The sequence below is a fragment of the Rathayibacter sp. AY1F3 genome (assembly GCF_002931975.1).
Classification (GTDB): Bacteria; Actinomycetota; Actinomycetes; order Actinomycetales; family Microbacteriaceae; genus Rathayibacter.
In genome coordinates this window covers 59510-80979 of record NZ_PSVF01000008.1, presented here as the reverse complement: position 1 = coordinate 80979, position 21470 = coordinate 59510, and the positions used below count along the sequence as shown (strand labels likewise).

Here is a 21470-nt window from a genome sequence, read left to right as displayed (position 1 = left end):
ACGATGGATGAGGACGAATTCGAGGACTACGACCGCGAGGTCGAGCTGGCACTGTACCGGGAGTACCGCGACGTCGTCTCGCAGTTCTCGTACGTCGTCGAGACCGAGCGCCGGTTCTACCTGGCGAACGAGGTCGACCTGGTCCGCCGCGACACCGAGCACGACTTCTACTTCGAGCTGACCATGCGCGACGTGTGGGTCTGGGACGTCTACCGCTCCGACCGCTTCGTGAAGTCGGTGCGCGTGCTGACCTTCAAGGACGTCAACGTCGAGGAGCTCTCCCGCAAGGAGTTCGAGCTCCCCAAGGAGCTCGCGCTCGACGAGTAGCCCTCTGTCGCCGCAGCCTCCGGACCCCTTGCTGGTCGCGTAGCCGCCTCCGGCGGCGCATCGAGACCCGGTGACCGGAGCCCCACCCCGCTGCGGAGCTCTCTCGGATCCGCGGCTCCGCAGGTCTCGTCTTCAGGCGGCGCGGATACATCAGCTGGTCGCGTAGCCGCACCCGGCGGCGTATCGAGACCACGGCCGACGTCCCTCCCCACCCGCCACCTCGGCCCTCTTCTCCCCGGATCCCCTCCCGGCCGTACAGCGCTCGTTCTTGCTCCGGCACGCTTCCGGCAGGAGGACGCATGGACAAGGACGAACTGGGGCGGCGCGGCGAGGAGATCGCGGCGGCGCACCTGAGAGACAACGGATTCGAGATCCTCGACCGCAACTGGCGGGTCCGCGAGGGCGAGCTCGACATCGTGGCCCGCGACGGGTCGGCACTGGTCGTGGTGGAGGTGAAGACGCGCTCGTCGACGCGCTTCGGACTGCCAGTCGAGGCCATCACGCGGGCCAAGGCGCAGCGCCTGCGGCGACTCGCCTACGCCTGGGCCGACGAGCACCACGAGCGCTCCCGGCATCTGCGGATCGACGCGGTCGGCATCGTCGCTCCCGGGGGAGTCCCGTCGCAGATCCGGCACCTGCGGGCGGTGGCCTGATGGGCCTGGGGAGGACCTCCGCGGTCGGTCTCGTCGGCTTCGCGGGAGCCGTGGTCGGGGTGGAGGCCCACTCGGCCGACGGCACCCCGGGCATGGTGATCATCGGCCTGCCCGACGCCGCGCTCGCGCAGGCGAAGGAGCGGGTGCGCTCGGCGGCGATCAACTCCGGCAGCACCATCGCCGAGTACAAGATCACCGTGAACCTCTCGCCGGCCGCGATGCCCAAGCACGGCTCCGCCTTCGACCTCGCCATCGGGCTGGCCGCGCTCGCATCGCTCCGCGAGGTCGATGCGGAGTCGGTCGCCGCGGTCGTCCATATCGGGGAGCTCGGCCTGGACGGCCGGCTGCGCTCCGTCCCGGGCGTGCTGCCCGCGGTGCTCGCGGCCGCCCGCGAGGGCAGGCGCCGCGTGATGGTCCCCGTCGAGGACCGGCTCGAGGCGGAGCTGGTCGACGGCGTCGAGGTGATCGCGGTCTCCTCGCTGGCGGCGGCCGCCGTCTGGCACGGAGCGGAGTGGGAGGTGCCGGTGCTCCCCGAGGCCGCGCCGCCGCCTGCGACGGTGTCCGAGCCGGAGGCCCGACTCGACCTCTCCGACGTGGTGGGGAACGAGGAGGCGGCCGAGGCGATGGTCGTCGCGGCGGCGGGCGGGCACCACGTGTTCCTGCTCGGGCCTCCCGGCGCCGGGAAGACGATGCTCGCCTCGCGCCTTCCAGGCATCCTCCCCGACCTCGATGACGACGCAGCGCTGGAGGCCACCTGCATGCGCTCGCTGGTCGGAGCGCCGACCGGTGGCGCGCTGGTGCGCAGACCGCCGTTCGAGAGTCCGCACCACTCCGCCTCGTCCGCAGCGATCGTCGGCGGGGGCAGCGGCCGCATCCGGCCCGGCGCGGTCGCCCGCGCCACCCGGGGAGTGCTGTTCCTCGACGACGTAACAAGTAGCCAAGCACACCACGCGACAGACGGCCCTGAGACGCCCGAAAACGGGTCTACGAGGGGTCGGGGAGCGACCGGAGGTTCCGCGCCGTTAGGCGGCGACGGGGAGGTGCTCAGCCCGGCGCGCTGCGACCATCGTCGCCGTCGAGGTGATGACCACTTGATCCTCGACAACCAACGGCACGCCACTCTCGCGAGTGGAAGCAGTGACGTAGGCAGTGAGGTCGAACTGGTCTTGCATGGGCACTTCTATTGTCTCAAACGGGGGTCGTTAAGTCTGTTGTGATTTCTACCATTTACGCGCCGACACAAATGCTTCTTAGTAGTGGCATGACGAGTACACCCGGTACCCGTCTTGACATAAGGAGTGTGATCCCGATGGGGTTCCGCCAGATCAGGGTTTCGGACCTCACCGGTGCCGAAGCCTCCGAGGACGAGATCGTAACGATCGTCGTCCGCAGCCACCCCGATCTCGACGAGCCGAAGCAGTTCGACGCTCTCCCGATCGAGGTCAAGGACCTCAAGCCCGCCGCCAACCTGGTGTCGCTGGAGATCCGCAACGGGCGGACGACCGAGATGGTCGTTACCCTGGCCGAGTTCAACAAGCTCGCGCCGAACCTCAGCGCTGTGCTGGAGAACGCCGATGGCCTCAAGGGTCGCCGGAAGGGCTACAAGCCCGGTCAGTAGCAGCCCCCTCAACGCCCCCCTCCTTCGCTTGAACCTTGATGGTTCGCGAGGGAGGGGGGCCTCTTACTTAGTTGAAGTTACTAATCCACTCAAGGATTTGATCCCAATTGTCGCGGATCCAGGTCCAGACTTCCCGCAATGCGGTTGGTCCGACCCAATGCACCACCTTGCCGACGATGGTCCTCGGTAGAGAGGGCTCCTTCGTACGACGGGCTGGTGTTCTTCGTCTGGCTCGGGTATGCTTACCCATGTCAACCTCCTGAGGCTGGCTTCGATTTGAAATGGAAACGACGGACTGCAACCCCGTCGGCACCAAAAAGGCCCGCGCCACCTCTTGAGGGAGTTGGTTAGCGGGTCTTTTTCGTACAATCCATTATAGCACGGAAAAGGCTTAAGGTTTATGTCTCCCTAAGTGGGTCGAAACATACCCTGCTATTCAGTAGATGCAAGTCTGGAACACTTTTCGTCGGTAATCAGGAATGAAGGAACCCCGCTGGCTGCGGGGTCTTCACGTTCAAGGGAGCGGACGGACTCTGGTGCGCTCGACGTCAGGCCAGCGCTCCTTCAAGCTCAGCACGGCTTGGTAGGCCGACTTCCAGGTCTCGAACGGCATGTTCATGTCCTTCCAATCGGTCGCGTCCTTCAGCCACACCTCGGCGGTGAACCGGGAGCCGCGGATGACGAGGTCGACGAAGTACTCGTCCACGTCGCTCAGCCCGTCCTCGTTGGTGCGCATCGGTCCAGTGAGGACGATCGAGCCACGGAGGAACGGGCTCGTGGTGACGCTTGGCCCGTGGGCCAGGAGCAGCCACATCGCGTGCTGGTTGAAGGGCTTGTTCGTAAGCGCGGCTTCGTCGTTGATCCAGAGCGTCGCTCCGGGCTCGACGAGGTCGAGGATCTCGAACCAGCCGTTGACGAGTGAGTGGATCTGCTCTGCGCTGGTGAGGTCGCAAAGGTACGGGTCTTCGGTTGCCGGTAGAACGAGCGCGGTCGTCATGACGCCTCCCTGATCGTGGATGTTCAGCGCGACCGGTCGGTCACGCAGTCACACCAGCGATCAGGCGAAGTAGTCCTCGATCATGCGCACGGCCGCGTCGTAACCGATGGCGAAGTCAGCGATGTACCCGCGGTGACGGAGGGCGGCCAGCATCGCGGACTGCTCGTGCAGATGCTCGTCTGCGCGCAGCGACCCGTCCTTCTTGAAGACCGCCACTCCTTCGCGCTTCAGCTCGATGCACAGCCCCTGGTAGCTGCGCCTGGGTTCGTAGATGACCAGGTCGGGCCACGCGCGGCTGGACTGGAGACTCTTGTGGAGCGTCGCCTGTCCGATCGACAGCTTCAGGCCTGAGGCGAAGTCAGAGCGGAAGATGGCGTCTGGGTAGTGAGTTTTCAGGTAGAGGCAGACACGCTGCTGGACCACCGACTCCGAGTTGGGAAGCATCGCCCTACGCATGGAGCCCCCCATCACCGAGCCTGCGACTCCGCAGGATCAACGTGCGATCCGTCAGGTGGGCTAGGGACAGCTGAGCGAGTGCAGCTTGCGCCTGGCGCCCGAGCGACCGGACCAGCTCGTCGAGCACTTGGTCGGTCGTGTCTTCGTTCTCCTCCGCCCAGGCCCAAAACGCTGAACTGGCCTCGGCCTCATCTAGACCAACGCTCCGGTCCTCACGCAGGAGGTTTACCCAGCCCACGCGCTCTACGAGTTCAGCGTGATGCTCCTGGATGAGGGTGACGTGTTCGACGCGGGTCTCGGCCGGCTGCAAGGAGTAGAGCGTCTCCAGACCGAACAGGGCAGGGTCTCTGGAGTGTGGGGGAGTGGTTCGTTCGATGGTTGTGTCCTCCTAGTTCCGCGCACCTGCGAGGTATGCGCGGGACTAGGAGGTCGACGGATCGGTAGGTACCCGTCGACCGAGACTGGAACGTACGACAAGGGGAACTTAAATCGCACGTCCATCCGGAGCGTCCGGTCCCCGCCCCTCAACATGGGCGGCGACGGTGAACGAGCCGGATGGATCAACGACTGCATCGCAGGGCGACGATTCGAACGTCGCAGTTGGGAGAGCTATTGGAGAGGAAAATCCCCATGCGGGACCTCTCGGTCACCGCTCTCATCGGCCTAAACGTTGGCCTAGCGTTCTTCCTTCACGCTTCCCGCGTGCATTTCTGTCGTTGATCCGGTTGTGAAAGGTGCGAGCGGATTGATACGTCTGCCACAGTTTTGACGCTGACCGCTTCAAGCCTTCTAGGGCTGCTTTGATATTCGCATTTCTAGTCAGTTGGGTCAATGCTAATTTGTCCGGCCCGAATGATTCGGTCTGTCGCGCTGAAGACCTGGCGGACGTCGACTTCACTCGGCTCACCACCTCGCAGCCAGTGCTGCACGTAAGCGCGGCTCTCACTCGCGTTCATCTGACCCTCCGCACCGAGCTGATGTAGCGCCAGGTAGGCGGTGGACTCCGCTTGGAACTCATTGATGCCCTGGTGCATCGCCTCGCGGTCGTCCTCGTCATCCCAGGCGTCTTCGGTGTGACCGGCTACCACGTGGCCGAGTTCGTGCATCTTGGTCTTGAACGGGTATGGAGCAACGGGGGAGACCGCGATCGTGCGGTCGTAGGCGTACCCCATGACGTTGCCGTTGAAGAGGCGGAACGGCTCCTCGGTGATGTCCAGCGTCTCGAGGGCTCGTGCTTCGTCCCACGTTGGTGGAACGTACGGAGGTAGCTCGCCTTCGCCGGCCACCTGTGCGTAGTGGAAGAGCGCACGCACCACCTTGAAGCGGCGCATCATCTTCGGCTGGTCGTGCTCCGCTTCTGCTGCTGGCTCCGGACCCTCGCCGCCCTTCACCTTCACGGTGATTGGCCGGAGGATCGAGTAAGCCCGCTCGCCCTTCTTCACGTGGTAGCCCAGCTCCTGCCAGCGCTTGAACGTCGCTACGGGCTCCGGCGGGCAACCCTGCATCGCGAGGAACCCGACGTTGCGGAGCGAGTAGGCGTGGAAGCGGTTGTAGCTGTCCCCGAACGATCCCTCGACAGTGAGGATGGACTCCAGCAGGTCCGCGTTGCTGGGGACGTCGATAGACGGCTGAGCCGGCCGCCGCTCGGTCACTGGTTCCACCCGCAGCGTCGGGGTGCTCCCGAGCATCGGTAGCCAGCGCGCTGTCGTGGGCAACGTCCGATGGCGTGCAGGATGCGGTGGAGCAGCGCCATCATCGGGCGGCTCCGGCTGTGGTTGGTTGGATCTGATTCATGTCACCTCCTTCGGTGTCAGTTGCTGTGGGTGGTCAGCCCTAGTGTTTGACCGTGAACTGGTGGGAAGACTTCTGGACCGTGCCGGCGTGGTGGCAAGACGTGCTCGATCGAACAAGCTGGCTCGAACTCATCGCTTCGTTCGTGAGCATCGTCCTGTCCGTGCTTCTGGCGCTCTGGATTCAGCGGCGAGACTTCAGCAAGCGCACGGAGGAAGCAGCTGCCAGCGAGCGCTCTCGCGCTACAGATGTTGCGGATGAGGCGCGGAGAGACTTGGTGATTCGCGCCTACGACCTCATCGCCTCGGCTGCTGAGGTAGGAGGCTTTGGACGAGTAGTCGCAAGTCAAAAGGAGATTTTTCGACTGCGGGCCATGACCACTGGCGCTCTGTTTCGTCTACAGAGAGAGCCCGGCGCGAAGGAATTCGCGGAAAAGTTCCAGAGGGACATCGATAAGTTACTCGACGAACCGCATCTTTCATATGTGGCACCAGTGCTGGTTCACTTCCTTGAAGCGTGGGCACGGCGGGAGGAGACTCTCGACGGCTACTACTTGCGAGGCGAAACGTCTTGATCGCGACTCGATGCGAACGGCGGGTGTACGACACGTACTGTGTACCGCCGCTCGGTCCGAGCCGCGACGTGTGGAAAAGTCGTCGACGCCGTCAGTTTTGACAGTCGCGGCCAGTCGTGGTGTGGGATGCATACGAGGCCACGAACGGGGGCTGCTGTCCAACTTTTCAACTAATTGACAAAGTGCGATTCCGTGCTCTGACTACTGTCGCTTCTGCGACCCCTGGTGGGAACGTCGCAGAAGATACCTTTCACGACTCGACGCTATTCCGACAACGCGTAAGTCTTCAAATACTTCAGCGGGTCGGCATCGTAGTTCGTCAACTCGGTTGCCACGTGCGGTGACTTGACTTTTCCACTGTCGTCCGGCATGAGTTGCTGATTGACCACGAGCCAGACTCCCATCGTGAAACCATCCAAGGCATCCTTGGACAGTGGACTCAACGGTTGCAACTCCCGGGGGATACGCTTTGCGTTCGTGATGACCCACCATCTGGCGAGCACTTTAGTGTCAATTGGGTATAGCATCTTCTTATCCTTGTGTTTAAATGGTTCTATCTATGCACGACCGCTACGACATCGAGGAGATCATCTACTACGCCCAGAAGGGCATGTCAGCTCGCTTCATCAAGGAGGAGCTGGGTCTCTCGATCTCGGAGCGTCAAGTGCAGCGTCTGGTCGCGTCCCGTCTGGGTCGACGACCGACGCGTCAGGCGATCCAGCGTCCGGACTCGCTCCGTGACCGCGTGCTCGCCTACATGGAGTCGCAGGGACTCGATCGGCACTACTGCTCTGTGTGTGAGCGGCGCCGGCTGGAGCCTGGCTTCATCCGTGCGCTGAACGCGGACCGGTCCCTCGACGTCCTGGTCTTCGTGTGCCGGCACTGCTCGGTGGCGAGCGACGTCTAGGTAGCGGCGATCTTCCGGCGTCGAGACTTTCCTCCGCCGATCTTCCCTGCCACGCTCGCCAGCTCGGGGTTGGCCGCGAAGCCGCCGGTAGTGCCGTTGCGACCTCCAATGCGACCGATCTTCCTGTAGAAGTTCGGATCGTTGGCAAGGTTCTTCGCAGCGGCCTTCCTCCCGCCCTCGACGGTCCCTGCCATCAGCGGCGGCCCCATGGCCAGGTGCGCCTCTTCTTCTCGCTGACGAGATTGGCGATGTGCCAGTCGAGGCGCGCGTACACCTCATTGATCCTCAGATCGAACTCCTCGCGGGTGATGAAACAACCGAGCTGGTCTAGCCCGTCTTGAAGGCGCTGTTCGTTAGGCGTCAGCTTTGGAGCGGCCGCACGCCTAACGGGGTTGAGACCAGCCTTCTGCGCGTCGTGGAACTTCTGGTCTTTCGCGTTGGCGATGTAGGACATGCGCTGCTGCTTCGCCAGGACGAACGCCGGCCACGTCCTTGTGCGCTTTACTGCGCGGATCGTCTGGCCTGACACGTGATGGAACTCTGCCATCTCAGCGACGCTCCTGCGCCCGTCCTTGATGTCTCGTGCGATCGAGTCTAACTTGATCTTGGTTAGCCTTTTACTCACTTTGTGGTTCCTTGGGCTGTGCCCATTAGTTGTCTTGGTGCCAGCAGGGCGAGCAACTTGGCTCGTGCTGGCTGGTCCTCGCACGCGGCGCAGAGGCCGTCAGTGTCGAGCCTGGTGCTGTGGTTGAGGCATGCACGGCAGGTGCCCACCGTCTGTGCCTCATGCTCCAGGATCTCTCCCTCAGCACGCATCTCCTGCTCACGGTCGCTGAAGTACTCGAAGACCTGCATTACTGCGCGTCCTCTAGCTCACCGAGCTTGTCGATCACCGTCGAGGCGTCCGCGCTGCTCCTGACCCGCTCGAGGGTGTTGACTACCCACTCCTGGTCCTTGCCCTTGCGCTTCGCCAACGTCTCGATGAGACCGATTTGCTTCTCGCTGGCCGGCTTGTTCGGAGATGCTGTGCGCGTCACCACTGGAGCGACCGTGCTGATCTCGGGGCTGTCAGCGTCGGCGTCTTCGCCCTTCTCGCTGATGTTGAACTGGCGCATCAGGTAGTACTTGAGCGCTGACGTTGCCGCCTTGTTCGTCGCCTTGTCCCCGAAGTCAGCCGCTTCGCCGGACCAAGAGACCGTGAAACGGTCGTCCGGCGCGTCCGCGTTGACAATAGTGAAGTGGAACTCGATGAGGACGTAGTAGCCCGCCTTGCCGTTCTTGCTGGTAATGTCTGCGCGGTGCTGACGGTCAGGGCGCTGCATGCGTGGCACGATGACCACGCCGTACTTTGCGAAGAGCGTTCGTAGCTCTCCTGCCACGGCCGCGTACTCAATGAACGCGTAGTTCTGCTCCGAGTTGCGTCCGCCCTTCTTGATGACTCCGATGTCGCCAGTGATCCGAGCGATCTTCTGGTACAGGTTCATCTTGGCGATATCAGGTGTTGCTGGTTCGGTCCCTTCTGCCATGAGTGTTCTCCTTCTTCAATTGTATTAGTATCTGTCGCAGCTCCTTTCTCTTCTCAATCGCGAACGAGCCGTTCCGGACGCTGAGGTTCGCGAGTAGTGTGACGACCGAAATCTTTTGTCCGGTTCGTTCTGTCTCTCGCCGGCCCAGCTCCTTGAGTGCCGCTCGCATGAGTGGATCCCACTGATCTGTTGCTTTGACTTTCGTTGCCCCGCTGCCGTAGCTAGCGCGGTCGATTTTCCAGGTGCCTTCTTCCATGTGATCGCTTCCTAATGATGTCCCCCTTGCTTTGCTATTGATGAGCTCGGATGATCGACTGTCGGACCGACTTAGTGTCCCGCCTTCTTCCTGCAACTCATTATGCGCTTATGCTGCGAATAGTCAATACTTTTGTCGCACGGAATGGTATGGGCTTATCCACAGGCCCGTGGAGTCGCTTTTGCGTCGCTAACCGAGGTGTGAAAGTGGCTGTGGGGGAGACGTGCGCTTCGGCCCACGGAGTATCGGCGAGCTGGCAGGGATCCGCGCCTCGTTGACACGCGTACTGGTGTGTCTCATAGTCACTTCCATGATTCTCCTCGACCGCGACCGCCAAATAGTCCTGTCAGTTGCGCGCTTCGGGCAGCTCGCGGCAGGACACATCCGAACAATGCACTTCACTGGAGCGTCTGACACCCCGATGTATCGAGCACTCAACCGGCTCGTGGAGACGAAGTTCCTGGCCCGCCTGGAGCGGAGGATGATCGGCGGTACGGGGGCGGGAAGCGGGCAGTACGTCTACCAGCTCGGGCGGCAAGGTTGGGCGTTGTGTGGGCGAGAGGGCGCCTACTGGCCCTTCAGAGCGGTCAAGCTGCACTCCATGGCGATCGCGGACGCCTACACCGCCCTCCTGGAGTACGAGCAGAAGGGCCGGCTCCGGATCGACAACTTCGAGACGGAACCCGACAGCCATCGGAAGGTCGGCAACGTCATCGTCCGACCAGACCTGTTCATAGACATCGCCGACATCGCGAAGCGCCGTAACCTGGCGTTTTGGGTCGAAATTGACATGGGCACGGAGCGCCAGACGCAGATCAACGACAAGCTCGCGGGCTACCTGGCCGCTCTGGAGGCCGCTGAGACGTTCGTGCCGTTCGTACTGTTCATAGCACCAGACGACGAGCGGGCGGCCAAGCTGAGGTACTGGATCAAGCAGTACGGGGCGGAAGAGTCAAAGCTGTTCATGGTGTCGACGACACATGAGTTCGCGCCGCTGATATTCGGCTAGTACAGATTAAAAAGTATTGACTATTGCTCGAGGTAGGAGCATAATTAGAGTAGAAATAAACGGGGAATATACTAATGCAAACTGCAAGCAACGTTACAACACAACCAAGAATGACTCGCCCGACTGGCGTCTACGACGTGCAGGGCACCGACGTGTGGGAACGAGACGTGGTGCAACTATCTCTAGGGAATCAAGAGCCAATCGTTGGTTGTGTCGAGTACTGGCCGATCGAAGAGGTCTTCATGGTCGCGACCAAGTTGGATGCCGACGGAGACGGCGACCTAATAGAGCTACGCGACCTCCTAATGTGGGGTTACGAGCTGAAAGTTGTTGGCAACACAACTAGCCTTCAAGAATTGCTTGCACTTCGCTAGTCACATGGACTGCCGGCCGAGATCCGCGACGGCATCATTGACTTTTAGCTGCAAGTCGCCCATAATAGTGACCAGTTCAACGACCTTCAATGCTGAAGCCGCTGAACCGTCAAATAGAATAGAGAAAAGAAAACCCGCTCGGGTAGAGCGGGTGACCTTCAATGCTGTTTCTAGTATATATCATCCTATCTTTTTGGCAAATACTTTCATGACACCGGAGGCGCAGACCCCGTCCAAATAACTGCACCGCTAGCCGTAACCCCTGTCCCTTCGTGGAGTGCAAGTACAAGCCAAGGCAGCAAGAGCGAGCATCCCCAGGTGTAGCGAGCCGTGACTAAACGTCAAATCGCTTCTCTTACGGGTTGCTCGAACTACCAAGAAGTCACGGTTGGATCAGAACCCAACTGTCAAGCCGAGGGAAGCCTCGCGAGCATTGGCCGTGACGTACGAGTAGGTTGTGATTGGTTCAGCGGGTGCTCTCCTCAGTAGTAGGGGAGAAGGGTTCTATGCTCTTAGTCCCTTCTAATCTGTCCGTTACTCAACCGCTGAAGGGCTGCTGGCTCAATATGTCTGTCGCAGAAGAATAGAACGTCACCGAAGGTTTCTGAAGGCACACCTTTAAGAACTCCACTGCACTCGACTGAGGAGCCGTCCGGCAAATCAGCAGTCAGTTCAAATTCCTGTCGGGCGTTGCCGCTTTTCGTCATCGACACCGTCGCACCTGTTGTTCGATTTGGGTAGGATTCAAATCGCGCAACACCAAGTGTCCGCCATGCCTCTCCGTTGCCATAAGATTTATTGGGAGGCGTAATGGCGACGATACCGGTGCCCGAAGCCGCTTGGTCCGCCCATGTCGGCACCCAGTACACGACTGACGCTACGACAATTGATAAAAGGAAGACGCCACCCGTCGTGCTCTTGAAGAGTACTCCGTCCGGGCTCCATTTTCTTCGACGTGCAAAGAGTCCCATCACCATGGCAGCCGCAAAGCCTCCGGTCACCCACACCATGGCTGCAGTGACTCGATTCGGCGGGTACTCGTCTCCGGAGGTCGCGGCCATCAAGAGAGCCATGCCAAAGATGAGGAAGGCCAGAACTGTAACTAGACGCACGTTCCAACCGTAGGGCAAGGCGGGCTAATGGGCTGGACCCACGACGTACGCTGGCGCGCGTCACGTTGCACGTCGAGGCCAGCAGGCAGGTCTGCGCTGCACGTGGAGTGGAGCGTGTCGGTAGGCTCGGAGCTCGACGCGTGGGTGTGGACGAACACAGTACGGCGGGTCAGACCCGCCACGACTAGGCTTCGATCCATGGAAGCAACGCGTCAGTTCCGGGTACTAGTCTCCACTGTTGGTGTGGCGGCCTTACTGCTGTTGTCCGGCTGCGCATCGACCGGGGAGTCTGTCGCGGAGACTGCCTCTGCAACACCCAGTCCCACGCGGACTGCGAGTCCTACCCCCACGCCGACACCGACACCGACCCCTACTCCGGACGGTAAGACTTACCGGTTCGCCTGCGACGATGCGGACGACAAGACGTCCGAGTTCCCGACTATGGAGGCGGTCTGGGCGTCAGGCAGGGAGTTCGAGACGTGTGATGCCTGGCCGGCTGGAAATACCTACTCCGCTGAGCAGAAGGAGATCTTCGCGGTCTCCGGCTATACGGAAATCGAAGCAATTGTCTACCTCTACGAGAGGTGCGCGCTTCCGACGATGGGCTCTGCGACTAGCCCTACATTTCCCTACTCCGAGGGCCAGGTCAAGGAAATTCAGGCGGCTCTGATGGTTTGTCCGACCAACCCGGCGGCGGAGCAGGTGCAGGCCATCATCGCGGACAAGGTGGCTACCAACTCTGAAGACGTTCGCCTCAGGGCTGAGCGGAAGCGCGTGGGGAACGGCACCTTCCGTGTTGGTACCGATGTGGTGCCGGGCACTTACGTCTTCGAAGGCGAGGTGACGAATTGCTACTGGGAGACGTTGGACGCGGCTGGAAATATCATTGCCAACAACTTTGTGACCTCCGGCCTACGAGTCGAGGCCTACGTCAACGCAAGCGACTTCTCCTTCAGTTCACAGGGCTGTGGCATCTGGACGCTGCAAGAATAGTATTGACTATTCATAACGTTCGTGCTTAACTAAAGGCAGTCAAATAAACAGGAACACAAACATGACTGACCTAGTAGCAATAACTGACTATCGTACGCCGACCAAGATCACGTTCGTCACAGTCAAGTAATCATAATTAAACAAGGAAAACTGAATATGAGTACAACACCCACCAAAGCACCTCACGTAATCTTCACGAAAGCGCCGACCCGGCTCAGCCTGTCAACGTTCATCCTGACCGTCGCTGTCACGGCGCTGGCCTTCGCGACAGCCGGAACCATCTTCGGCTACTTCGCCGGGATCGAGATCCACAGCCAGGCTCGCCAGAACGTCGTCAGTGACATGCAGGTCGTGTCAAAAGACCAAGCGCGATAGAAGCCGTCTCTACCGCGCCGCAGAGCGAGACGGCCCAAGACGCGCCAGAAGCGCTCCTCGAGCCACTGGCAGTCTCTCCGCAGGCCACAGCGCCCGTTGAAGAGCCGACGCCGGCCGTCGATACGGAGGCCGAGGCGAAGGCGTTCATTTACCACCATGAGAGTGGCACCCGGACTGACGCCATCAACGCGTCGTCCGGAGCGTGTGGTCTCGGCCAGGCCCTGCCGTGCAGCAAGCTGCCGTGCTCGCTGTCCGACTACGCGTGCCAGGACGAGTGGTTCACCAACTACATGAGCGGACGCTACGGTTCGTGGGCGGCTGCTGCTGCGTACTGGGCCTGCACCGGTCACTGCACCAACAACTACGGCACTGTCCTCAAAGAGACGACGTGGTGGTAGACCCTGGACGCCTCGATGACCTGCGGGCTGGGCTCCACGCTCGCATCAAGCTGGCGACGGAGGCACGCCGGGCAGCCCGAGTCGGTCCGCAGACCTGCGTCCACACGTGGGAGACGTTCAAGCAGACCGTGACGGTCGAGAACGATCGCTTCACCGGCTCTGCCTACTTCGTCGTGCGGGGATGCCGGCGGTGTCACGCTAAGGAGCTGTTGAACTACGTGGTCGGAGGTCACCGCTAGGCTCCGGGCATGGAACCTGGATCTTGGGCGGAATGGGTCGGCTCGATCGCCACCGCACTCACCTTCGGCGGGGGCATCTTCTTGTGGCGCTCGGACATTCGAGGCAAGAAGCGGTTACTTGCGAACAAGTTCTTCGCGGCGACAGCACTCGTGGGCGATGATGAAACCGGCGAAGTGTACTTCGAGGTGCGCGTTCACAACACCGGCGATACGGCCATTTATATGGCTTACGTGTCTTTTTTCGATATTCACAACAACTACCAGACGGAAACCGTCAGTGAACTCGATCTACAACTTATGGAGAACGTGGTGAAGCCAGGCGTCAGTAAGACGACGTCGATCGAATTTCTCATTGACCCTGAGACGTACGATCCAGTACTTTCCTTCTGGGATTCAAACGGTGCTCACTGGCATCGACTCATTAGGGGGAATTATTATTTGTCCGAAGGTCAGTTTGCGCAGCGGCAAATCAGTGGTAAGCGTTTTCGCTCTCTGAGGACGTGGTTTTCTGAGCGGCGAATGCGCAAAATCATCGCAGCAAGGTCGGCAGCGAGGGCGAAGAAGAAGGAGATTGAAGGCTGATGAATTGGGGTAGCGTTGCTGACTGGGTTAGCGGACTGGGGACGCTAGCGGCGGTGCTTTTCGCCCTGTTTCTTTACCAGCGAGAAAAGCGTGACAAGCGTTACAAGTACGCAGACAACTTCGTCACGCGCCGAGAGATACGACCTCCGTTGCATGACGAAGACACTCGTTCGGTTTTCATAAGCCTCGTGAACACTGGGACGGCACCAATTCCATTCGCTTTTGTGATTGGAGCAGAAGACGTTGCAGGGAACGTGCACTTACAGCTATTCAGCTTCGTGCCGTCGCCGTCTGGACGCAACGCATTTGGTAGTTCCGGTACATGGCAACCAACCGTACCTCCTGGGGCTCGCGTGGTTGCGACCTTCACGTATCCGAGGGATGTTGAGATTGGCGAGTACTTAGTGGTAATGCAAGATGCTGCGGGCGCATCTTGGTACCGCGAGGTTGTAGCTAATCGCTTCATATCAGGCAAACAGGCAATACGCGATTACCCCGCGCTCTCAGATCCCTCTGTCGCGATCAATGGGACTATGGTATAACCAATAGTATATGGCAAGACCTACGAAGCTCACAAAAGAACTGGTAGAACGCGCTGGGAAGTATATCGGTGAGATGGCTCGCTTCGAGTTGCCGAGCAACGTCGGCCTCGCGATCTTCCTCGACGTCGCTGAGTCCAGCCTCTACCTGTGGCGCGATGTCGACAGTGCGCTTGGTCGCCGATTCTCGGAGACGTTAGCTCGAATCAAGACGTTTCAGCACTACCAGGCGCTCAACAAGGGCCTCAAGGGCGAGTGGAACAGCACCATCGTCAAGCTGGTCCTCGCGAACCACGGCTACGTGGAGAAACGCGAGACGGACCTCACGACGAAGGGCAGGGAGCTACCGACGCCGATCCTAGGCGGTTTGACGCAGCACGAGGATGGTGATGCTTAGGACTACTGAAGCTGACCTGACGCTCTTCTCGAAGTACGTTTTCGAATGGCAGTCCAAGCTTGCGCTCAACGATTGGCGCATATACATAAGGCACCTCAATGACTCGGACCGCTACGCATCGTGCGCCTGGTCGATCGGGGACCGCATTGCGACCATAAGCCTCTCGAAGCGATGGGACGACATTCGTGATCTCAACTCGCGCGAGTTGCATCTGGCTGCGCTTCACGAGGTACTTCATTTGCTTCTTGCAGAGACAATGTACTATGCGGAGTCGCGATACGCGACTGAGGGCGGCTTGGATCAATCGGAACACGCGGTAATCAAGCGCTTAGAGAACGTTTTGATACCCGAGGGCGGTGATGTACCAAGCGACCACCGCGACTCGTAAGCTCCTCGCTTTGAGGCAGCGCATCAAGGGCGTGGCCGGCGGTACGTCCGCGGGCAAGACAATCTCGATCCTGACGATCCTCATCGACAAGGCGCAGTCCGACAGCACCCCGACCCTGACGTCCATCGTCAGCGAGTCCTACCCGCACCTGAAGCGTGGGGCGATGCGCGACTTCCGCAACATCATGGAGGCGCACGGCTACTGGCAGGACCCGAGCTGGAACGCGACCGACTCGATCTACACGTACGAGACGGGCTCGAAGATCGAGTTCTTCAGCGCCGACCAGCCCAGCAAGGTCCGCGGCCCTCGTCGTGACCGGCTCTACGTCAACGAGGCCAACAACGTCAGCCACGGTGCCTTCGACCAGCTTGAGGTGCGAACCAAGAGCGAGGTCTGGCTCGACTGGAACCCGACGAACGAGTTCTGGTGGTACGACGAGGTGGCTCCGAACCGTGAGCACGACTTCATCACGCTGACCTACGTCGACAACGAAGCGCTCGACCCGCAGATCGTGGGGAGCATCGAAGCACGCCGCAACAACAAGGCGTGGTGGCAAGTGTACGGCCTTGGCCAACTCGGTGAGGTGGAAGGCAAGGTCTTCACTGACTGGCAGATCGTCGATGAGGTACCACACGAAGCGCGCCTCGAGCGACGCGGCCTGGACTTCGGGTACAGCAACGACCCGACGGCCCTCGTGGACATCTACAGCTACAACGGCGGGATCATCCTCGACGAGCAGACGTACCAGAAGGGCCTCAGCAACAAGCAGATCGCCGACATCCTCCTGAACCTGCCGCAGCCGCGCACGCTCGTCGTGGCGGACAGCAGCGAGCCGAAGTCGATCGACGAGCTGAAGAGCTACGGCGTCAACGTCCTCGCGGCCAACAAAGGCCAGGGGAGTGTGCTCCAAGGCATCCAGAAGCTCCAAGACCAGCGGGTGAGCATCACGAAGCGCTCGACCAACGGTATCAAGGAGTACCGGAACTACATGTGGATGACGGACAAGGAGGGGCGCATCTTCAACACGCCAATCGACCTCTGGAACCACTTCCTGGACGCCACGCGCTACGGCAACGAGACGCTGAAGCCCACGGCCGGCGAAGCGCGCATCAAGACCGCCGACTGGGTGGCTCGCGCCAAGCAACGGCCCCGAGGTTGGTGAAATCGCTATGGACAAAAGACGTGCGCTGCTTCATATTGAAGGGCATAAAGGCACTACATGGCGAAACGCAAAACCAATAGCAGCGACACCACTTCTAGCGACTCCGTACTTCAGAAGAATCTGAAGCGGTACAAAGACTCCTACGACTACCAGAAGGCCAACTGGCATGACAAGTGGGACCGGGACAACAAGCTCTACGACCAGGAGCGCGTTCACGCCTCCTACGTGGGGACCACCGACACCTTCGTGCCAATCCCGTTCAGCACCATCGAGACGATGACCAGCGCGCTCAACAACGCTGAGATTCGCATCGACTACACGTCCGGCGATCCGATGCGCAAGACGGACATCGCGCCGCTCAACGCGCTCATCGACGAGTACGCCGAGGACGACCAGTGGGACCTCAACCAGGAGGACAGCTACCGCGAGGTGCTGAAGGTCGGCATGGACGCCAACATGCTCATCTGGGACATCGATCACCCGCACGAGGAGACGTTCGCAATGCGCGACGCCATCGTCGACCCGACGGTGAAGAACCCGGCGCAACTCCAGCAGCACGGCTACTATGCCGGCCGCCGCTACTTCGTGCGCAAGGGAGCGCTGGACGACTACGAGGTCGTTGACACCGATCCCAAGAGCAAGACGTACGGCGAGTTGGTCCCGCGCTTCAAGAAGACGGTCGAGGCCACCGCGACGACCGCGAACGACGAGCCGTCCGACGCGCAGCTCAAGGAGATGTTCGCTGGCTCGACGCTGAGCTCAGCCAAGGACGACCAGGACGAGATCTTGGAGATCTGGGACGTGGACCGCGTGGTCACCATCAAGAACCGCCGAGACGTCATCGAGGACGTCGTGAACCCGTACAAGGCGCGCCACGAGCAGATGCTCCTCAAGCGCTACCTCGACGCCGCGTCCGCCGATGACCCTGAGGCACTGGCCAAGGCGCAGGCTCGAGCGAAGTCCGAGGCGAAGGGCATCGTGCCGTTCTACTTCTACCGGAACTACCGGAAGAAGAGCCTGTTCTACGCCTCCAGCGAGCTGAACGCCATCGCCAAGGAGGTGGAGCGCCTCAACGACATGACCAACATGGAGGGCGACGCCATCATCAAGCAGCTCGCCATGCAGCGTGAGCTGGACCCGGACTACATCGACTTCATCGACCTGATCAACGACGACCCAGGCACGGTCTACCCGTTCAAGCCTGGCTCGCTCGCCAACATCCCTGCCGGCGTCATCCCGCCGAACTCGTTCAACAACCGCGTGGACATCAAGAACGGCATCCGTGAGGCCACAGCCATCTCGGAGGCTGCGAACGGCACGCTCAGCGAGAAGGACCGCACCAAGTTCGAGGTCGGCTCCGCGCTCCAGCAGACCGGCGCACGCATCGAGAGCAAGGCGCGCATCTTCACCGGCGACGCGCTGTACTGGAAGTACTGGATCCTCCTCAAGATGATCCAGCTGTACGTCACCGAGCCCCTGGTCGTCTCTGCACCCGAGGCGAAGAAGACCGGCGCTGACGTGCTCATCGAGTACGGCTTCGACGTGACCGCCATCGACCCCGACCTCATGGAGGGCGTCGCCGTGTTCGACCCCGCCGACATCGCAGGCGACTGGAAGCCACGGATTACGCTCGAAGTGGACGCTGAGTCCAAGCAGGCCGAGAGCCGCAAGGAGGCTCGCGAGACCTACCAGGCCGTCATCGAGGACCCGACGAACAACCTCGTCGAGGCGAAGAAGCGCTTCTACCCGAAGATGTTCAAAATGGACAAGGAAGACATCGAAGCCATCATCGCGCCGGACCCAGCGCTGGCCGGCCTACCCACTGATCCCGCTGCCCTCGGCGGCGCTCCTGCGCCCGTAGGAGTCCCCGGTGTCTGAGTACAGCGGTCTTGACCTGGCAACGGACGCAACGGCGTTCGCTAGCTCCCGCTTTGGCCAGCACTACCTGGCTCGCCTGGAGGCGTCACGCAAGCGGCACATCGAGATCGCCATGAACACGGAGCTGAATGACTCGTACCGCGCGCACGCGGCCACGAAGGCGGCGACCGTGCAGTCCGAGATCGACTACTTCACGACCAGCCGCAACGTGCTGGCCGACCCAACGCTCCTGGAGCGGCTGAAGGCTGCCGTGCGGGGGAGGGAGACACCCGAGCCGATCGTGTAGGTGTGCTGGGGCAGTACGAGCCCAATACAAAGTAAGCAATTCGTCCTGGTTACTTAGCTCGTGCTCCCGCAGCACCTCTCCACCAATAGAGAGGGGTGAAGTAAGCATGGAGACGGTTACATGGATGAACCCATAACCCTTGCTACTCCTCAGGAACCAGGCGCCCCAGAGGCACAACCTGTTGAGCAGCCAGCAGCGGCGGATACGACGCCCGTAGAACCAACACCAAATGACACCGACGAGCCGGAAGCGCCCGAGCCAGAGACACCAGCCGAAGAGCCCGAGGCTCCCGCTGATGACTTCGACTACAAGGCGTGGCTAGAGAAGAAGGGCATCGACCCGAGCACTCCCGAGGGACAAGAGGCAATCGCCAAGTCCTGGCGCGAGATCGAGAAGAAGATGCACTCGTCTACCCAGCAAGCCTCAGAGCTTGCCAAGCAAGTCAACACCACCGCAGCAGTCGATCCCGACGCTACCGAGGCACAGAAAGCCTACGCGATAGCCATTCAGCTCCAGAACGCGGCAACGATCAACCAATGGAAGGTCGAAGCCAATGTCACCGCTGAAGAGGACACCGCCATGGGCAAGTACGCCGAAGCGAACCCCGAGACAGCAGCGCTCCTCAACGAGGGCCGGCTGACACTCGATCAGTTCCGCGCGTTAGCAGTACCGGCGAAGCCCGTCGATACGGGCGCGATCAAGCGACAAGGTGGTCAAGAGGCACTCGAAACGCTTGCGAACAAGCAGCGAGCGACTTCACCTACTGGCAGCGCAGCCACGGCCGCAACCCCACCGAAAGGAGACCCGTTCCTCGCTGGATTCGAAAAACCCTAAGCAGGACCTACATGAATGGCTCAAAACCTCGCAATTAAATACAGCCCGAAGGTGGCTGAACGGTTTAGTCAGACCAACCTGACCGAACGCGCTGTAAACCAAGACTATGACTTTGACGGCGTCACAACCGTCAATATCTACTCAGTCGACACAACCGCTCTCGGCAACTACGCCCGCACAGGCGCGAACCGATACGGAACACCAACCGACGCTGGAACTACCAAGCAAGCGCTCACACTCGCCCGTGACCGTGCATTCAGCACCGTCATCGACCGCCGCAACAACGACGAGTCTCAAGGTGTGATGGCCAGCGGCCAGTGGCTCGCGCGCCAGATCCGCGAAGTGGTCGTGCCTGAGATCGATACGTACCGCCTCGCTGCGCTGAGCGCCGCTGCCGTAGCGAACGGCAAGAGCACGCTCGTCACCCCTGGTGCGACGACTGCTGCGAACGCGTACAACAACTTCCTGACGCTGAACGCTGACATCACTGATGACATCGTGCCAACGACCGGACGTGTCGCGTTCATGACTGCTACGTACTACAACTTTTTGAAGCAAGGCAACTTCGTTCTCGCGAGCGACGACGCCTACAAAGACCGCAAGACCGGCTCTCTGGGCCAGGTTGACGGCGTGGACGTTGTGGTCGTTCCAGGCACTTACATGCCGACGAACACGGACCTCATCATCACCCACCCCGACGCGATGGTGAGCCCGATGGTCCTCACGGACTACATCACTCACAAGAACGCACCCGGCTACAACGGCTGGTTGCTTGAAGGACGCATCGTTTACGACGCATTCGTACTCACTACCAAAATTAACGCGATCGCTACTCACCGCGTTGCGGCTTAGTAGCTGAGAGGATCAACCATGGCTAAAGAGAACTCTTACCTTGATCAGATCAAGAAAGAAGCTGAAGAGCTGACGCTTCGACGTCTGAACGACGACGAGCGCTTTGACGCGCACCGTGCGAAGGAGGACGCGATCAACGCGGCCGAGCTGAAGTACCAGGACACGCCTGAGGCGGAACTGATCGGAGCAACGCACGGAACGGGTGAGACAGACCCTACTGCGAAGAAAGCATCCACGAAGAAGTAGGACACACCACTCCTCAAAGAGAGCGACCGTAGCAGGTCGCTCTTTTATTTAAGGAACCACTTGCCCAATGTCTTTTGCGTAGTAGCTAATCTCTGTGCACTGAACCGTATCTGTCGAAGACGGGGCTGGCTCTGCACCCAGGTCCAGCCGCACTAGTCGGGTGAACTCGGCCGTTGAACGACCAGTTCGACATCCGAGAGCCGCGGCATAGCCGACGACCCAGCTGTCTTCACCAATCTTGATACTCGGCTCTGGGCCGATGGCGTCAAGCAGCGCCGCGTTCATCGAGTAGAACGCTTCTTTCTGCGCTTTTAGAGCGTCTTCAGCGGCGATGACGGCACGGTTCGATCCAAGAATTTGAACGGACGCTATTGCGGACGCGACACCTTTGGTTCCGTCTTCGATGCGTAGCTGGTCTCTCACGGCCTCACCGGGCAAGTACTCATCGTCGCCATATACGTCAAAGAGGACGTCGTTTACGAGAGTTGATTGCGCCTCTAACGCCTTGCCGAAGTCGGAGTACGCTCGAATCCGCTCGGCGCGCAGGAAGTTGTCGACCTCGTTCTGTCGGACGTTGTCGTTCTCGATACCGGTCTGCACGAGATTCACGCCGAGGCCAACAACGGCTCCGACGACGACGCTTACCACAATTGGAGGGAGCCATCTCCGGACCGGTTCTGACGTCTCAGGCATGAGCGCAT

Annotated in this window: 27 protein-coding genes; 17 read left to right on the top strand and 10 right to left on the bottom strand. The window is 60.5% G+C overall.

The window, feature by feature from the left end; genetic code table 11:
* Positions 1–3: 3 nt before the first annotated feature.
* The 4 genes from C5C39_RS06980 (at position 4) to C5C39_RS06965 (ending at position 2598) form a co-directional block, all read left to right on the top strand.
* Positions 4–327 carry a DUF2469 domain-containing protein gene (locus C5C39_RS06980; protein WP_055792576.1) on the top strand — a complete coding sequence of 108 codons (324 nt, stop codon included), beginning with the start codon at positions 4–6 and terminating at the stop codon, positions 325–327.
* Positions 328–626: 299 nt separating this feature from the next.
* Positions 627–980: a YraN family protein gene (locus C5C39_RS06975; protein WP_104223901.1), complete on the top strand. Its 354-nt coding sequence runs from the start codon at positions 627–629 to the stop codon at positions 978–980.
* Complete coding sequence (locus C5C39_RS06970) at positions 980–2197, top strand: ATP-binding protein (RefSeq protein WP_104352997.1); 1218 nt, start codon at positions 980–982, stop codon at positions 2195–2197. Before C5C39_RS06975 ends, C5C39_RS06970 begins: the two co-directional genes overlap by 1 nt.
* A 92-nt stretch (positions 2198–2289) precedes the next feature.
* Positions 2290–2598, top strand: coding sequence for a hypothetical protein (locus C5C39_RS06965; protein ID WP_104352996.1), 309 nt, complete (start codon positions 2290–2292; stop codon positions 2596–2598).
* A gap of 514 nt (positions 2599–3112) precedes the next feature.
* Here the strand turns inward: C5C39_RS06965 and C5C39_RS06960 are convergent.
* The 3 genes from C5C39_RS06960 to C5C39_RS06945 form a co-directional block, all read right to left on the bottom strand.
* Complete coding sequence (locus C5C39_RS06960) at positions 3113–3595, bottom strand: DUF3846 domain-containing protein (RefSeq protein ID WP_104352995.1); 483 nt, start codon at positions 3593–3595, stop codon at positions 3113–3115.
* Between the two features lie 60 nt (positions 3596–3655).
* A complete protein-coding gene (locus tag C5C39_RS06955) occupies positions 3656–4039 on the bottom strand; it encodes a hypothetical protein (RefSeq protein WP_146083899.1) in 384 nt (127 codons plus the stop codon).
* A gap of 827 nt (positions 4040–4866) precedes the next feature.
* Positions 4867–5712: an ArdC-like ssDNA-binding domain-containing protein gene (locus C5C39_RS06945; RefSeq protein ID WP_181136341.1), complete on the bottom strand. Its 846-nt coding sequence runs from the start codon at positions 5710–5712 to the stop codon at positions 4867–4869.
* Between the two features lie 185 nt (positions 5713–5897).
* On the opposite strand from C5C39_RS06945, the gene C5C39_RS17235 reads away from it, so the two are divergent.
* Entirely contained in the window at positions 5898–6416 is a 519-nt protein-coding gene (locus C5C39_RS17235) for a hypothetical protein (RefSeq protein ID WP_146083897.1), read from the top strand.
* A 559-nt stretch (positions 6417–6975) separates the two neighbouring features.
* Positions 6976–7323 (top strand): hypothetical protein, encoded by a 348-nt coding sequence (locus C5C39_RS06935; protein ID WP_104352990.1) that lies wholly within the window; start codon positions 6976–6978, stop codon positions 7321–7323.
* On the opposite strand, the gene C5C39_RS06930 is transcribed toward C5C39_RS06935, so the two are convergent.
* From C5C39_RS06930 to C5C39_RS17230, 4 genes are all read right to left on the bottom strand, one after another.
* Positions 7320–7517 (bottom strand): general stress protein, encoded by a 198-nt coding sequence (locus tag C5C39_RS06930; protein WP_104353022.1) that lies wholly within the window; start codon positions 7515–7517, stop codon positions 7320–7322. The two genes, C5C39_RS06935 and C5C39_RS06930, sit on opposite strands and share 4 nt — an antisense overlap.
* Positions 7517–7870: a hypothetical protein gene (locus tag C5C39_RS06925; RefSeq protein ID WP_146083896.1), complete on the bottom strand. Its 354-nt coding sequence runs from the start codon at positions 7868–7870 to the stop codon at positions 7517–7519. The genes C5C39_RS06930 and C5C39_RS06925 overlap by 1 nt, the downstream gene beginning before the upstream one ends.
* A gap of 307 nt (positions 7871–8177) precedes the next feature.
* Positions 8178–8849, bottom strand: a complete 672-nt coding sequence (locus C5C39_RS06915) for an ERF family protein (protein WP_104352987.1) — start codon at positions 8847–8849, stop codon at positions 8178–8180.
* A complete protein-coding gene (locus C5C39_RS17230; protein ID WP_146083895.1) occupies positions 8818–9105 on the bottom strand; it encodes a hypothetical protein in 288 nt (95 codons plus the stop codon). Before C5C39_RS17230 ends, C5C39_RS06915 begins: the two co-directional genes overlap by 32 nt.
* 310 nt (positions 9106–9415) lie before the next feature.
* Here C5C39_RS17230 and C5C39_RS06910 point away from each other — a divergent pair, with 310 nt between their 5' ends.
* Positions 9416–10114, top strand: a complete 699-nt coding sequence (locus tag C5C39_RS06910) for a replication-relaxation family protein (protein ID WP_146083894.1) — start codon at positions 9416–9418, stop codon at positions 10112–10114.
* Between the two features lie 374 nt (positions 10115–10488).
* On the opposite strand, the gene C5C39_RS17465 is transcribed toward C5C39_RS06910, so the two are convergent.
* Positions 10489–10650 carry a hypothetical protein gene (locus tag C5C39_RS17465; RefSeq protein WP_181136340.1) on the bottom strand — a complete coding sequence of 54 codons (162 nt, stop codon included), beginning with the start codon at positions 10648–10650 and terminating at the stop codon, positions 10489–10491.
* A 350-nt stretch (positions 10651–11000) separates the two neighbouring features.
* The gene (locus tag C5C39_RS17225; protein WP_146083893.1) at positions 11001–11498 is read right to left on the bottom strand and encodes a hypothetical protein; all 498 of its coding nucleotides are present in this window, start codon (positions 11496–11498) and stop codon (positions 11001–11003) included.
* Between the two features lie 300 nt (positions 11499–11798).
* Between C5C39_RS17225 and C5C39_RS17460 the strand changes: the two genes are divergently transcribed.
* The 10 genes from C5C39_RS17460 to C5C39_RS06865 all read left to right on the top strand — a co-directional run bounded on the left by C5C39_RS17460 (position 11799) and on the right by C5C39_RS06865 (position 20769).
* Positions 11799–12593, top strand: a complete 795-nt coding sequence (locus C5C39_RS17460; RefSeq protein ID WP_104352985.1) for a hypothetical protein — start codon at positions 11799–11801, stop codon at positions 12591–12593.
* 156 nt (positions 12594–12749) lie between these two features.
* On the top strand, positions 12750–12968 hold the full coding sequence (locus C5C39_RS06900; RefSeq protein WP_104352984.1) for a hypothetical protein: 219 nt from the start codon (positions 12750–12752) through the stop codon (positions 12966–12968).
* A gap of 646 nt (positions 12969–13614) precedes the next feature.
* On the top strand, positions 13615–14187 hold the full coding sequence (locus C5C39_RS17210) for a hypothetical protein (RefSeq protein WP_146083892.1): 573 nt from the start codon (positions 13615–13617) through the stop codon (positions 14185–14187).
* A 552-nt stretch (positions 14188–14739) separates the two neighbouring features.
* Positions 14740–15123: a terminase small subunit gene (locus C5C39_RS06895; RefSeq protein WP_104352983.1), complete on the top strand. Its 384-nt coding sequence runs from the start codon at positions 14740–14742 to the stop codon at positions 15121–15123.
* A 398-nt stretch (positions 15124–15521) separates the two neighbouring features.
* Complete coding sequence (locus tag C5C39_RS06885; protein ID WP_181136339.1) at positions 15522–16673, top strand: PBSX family phage terminase large subunit; 1152 nt, start codon at positions 15522–15524, stop codon at positions 16671–16673.
* A 57-nt stretch (positions 16674–16730) separates the two neighbouring features.
* Complete coding sequence (locus C5C39_RS06880) at positions 16731–18551, top strand: hypothetical protein (protein ID WP_146083891.1); 1821 nt, start codon at positions 16731–16733, stop codon at positions 18549–18551.
* A complete protein-coding gene (locus C5C39_RS06875; protein ID WP_104352979.1) occupies positions 18544–18837 on the top strand; it encodes a hypothetical protein in 294 nt (97 codons plus the stop codon). The genes C5C39_RS06880 and C5C39_RS06875 overlap by 8 nt, the downstream gene beginning before the upstream one ends.
* 120 nt (positions 18838–18957) lie before the next feature.
* Positions 18958–19671, top strand: a complete 714-nt coding sequence (locus tag C5C39_RS17205; protein WP_146083890.1) for a hypothetical protein — start codon at positions 18958–18960, stop codon at positions 19669–19671.
* A 15-nt stretch (positions 19672–19686) separates the two neighbouring features.
* Positions 19687–20523, top strand: coding sequence for a N4-gp56 family major capsid protein (locus C5C39_RS06870; RefSeq protein WP_146083889.1), 837 nt, complete (start codon positions 19687–19689; stop codon positions 20521–20523).
* A gap of 18 nt (positions 20524–20541) precedes the next feature.
* Positions 20542–20769, top strand: a complete 228-nt coding sequence (locus C5C39_RS06865) for a hypothetical protein (protein WP_104352977.1) — start codon at positions 20542–20544, stop codon at positions 20767–20769.
* A 48-nt stretch (positions 20770–20817) separates the two neighbouring features.
* Here C5C39_RS06865 and C5C39_RS17200 read toward each other — a convergent pair whose 3' ends face one another.
* Complete coding sequence (locus tag C5C39_RS17200; RefSeq protein WP_146083888.1) at positions 20818–21462, bottom strand: hypothetical protein; 645 nt, start codon at positions 21460–21462, stop codon at positions 20818–20820.
* Between the last annotated feature and the right edge of the window lie 8 nt (positions 21463–21470).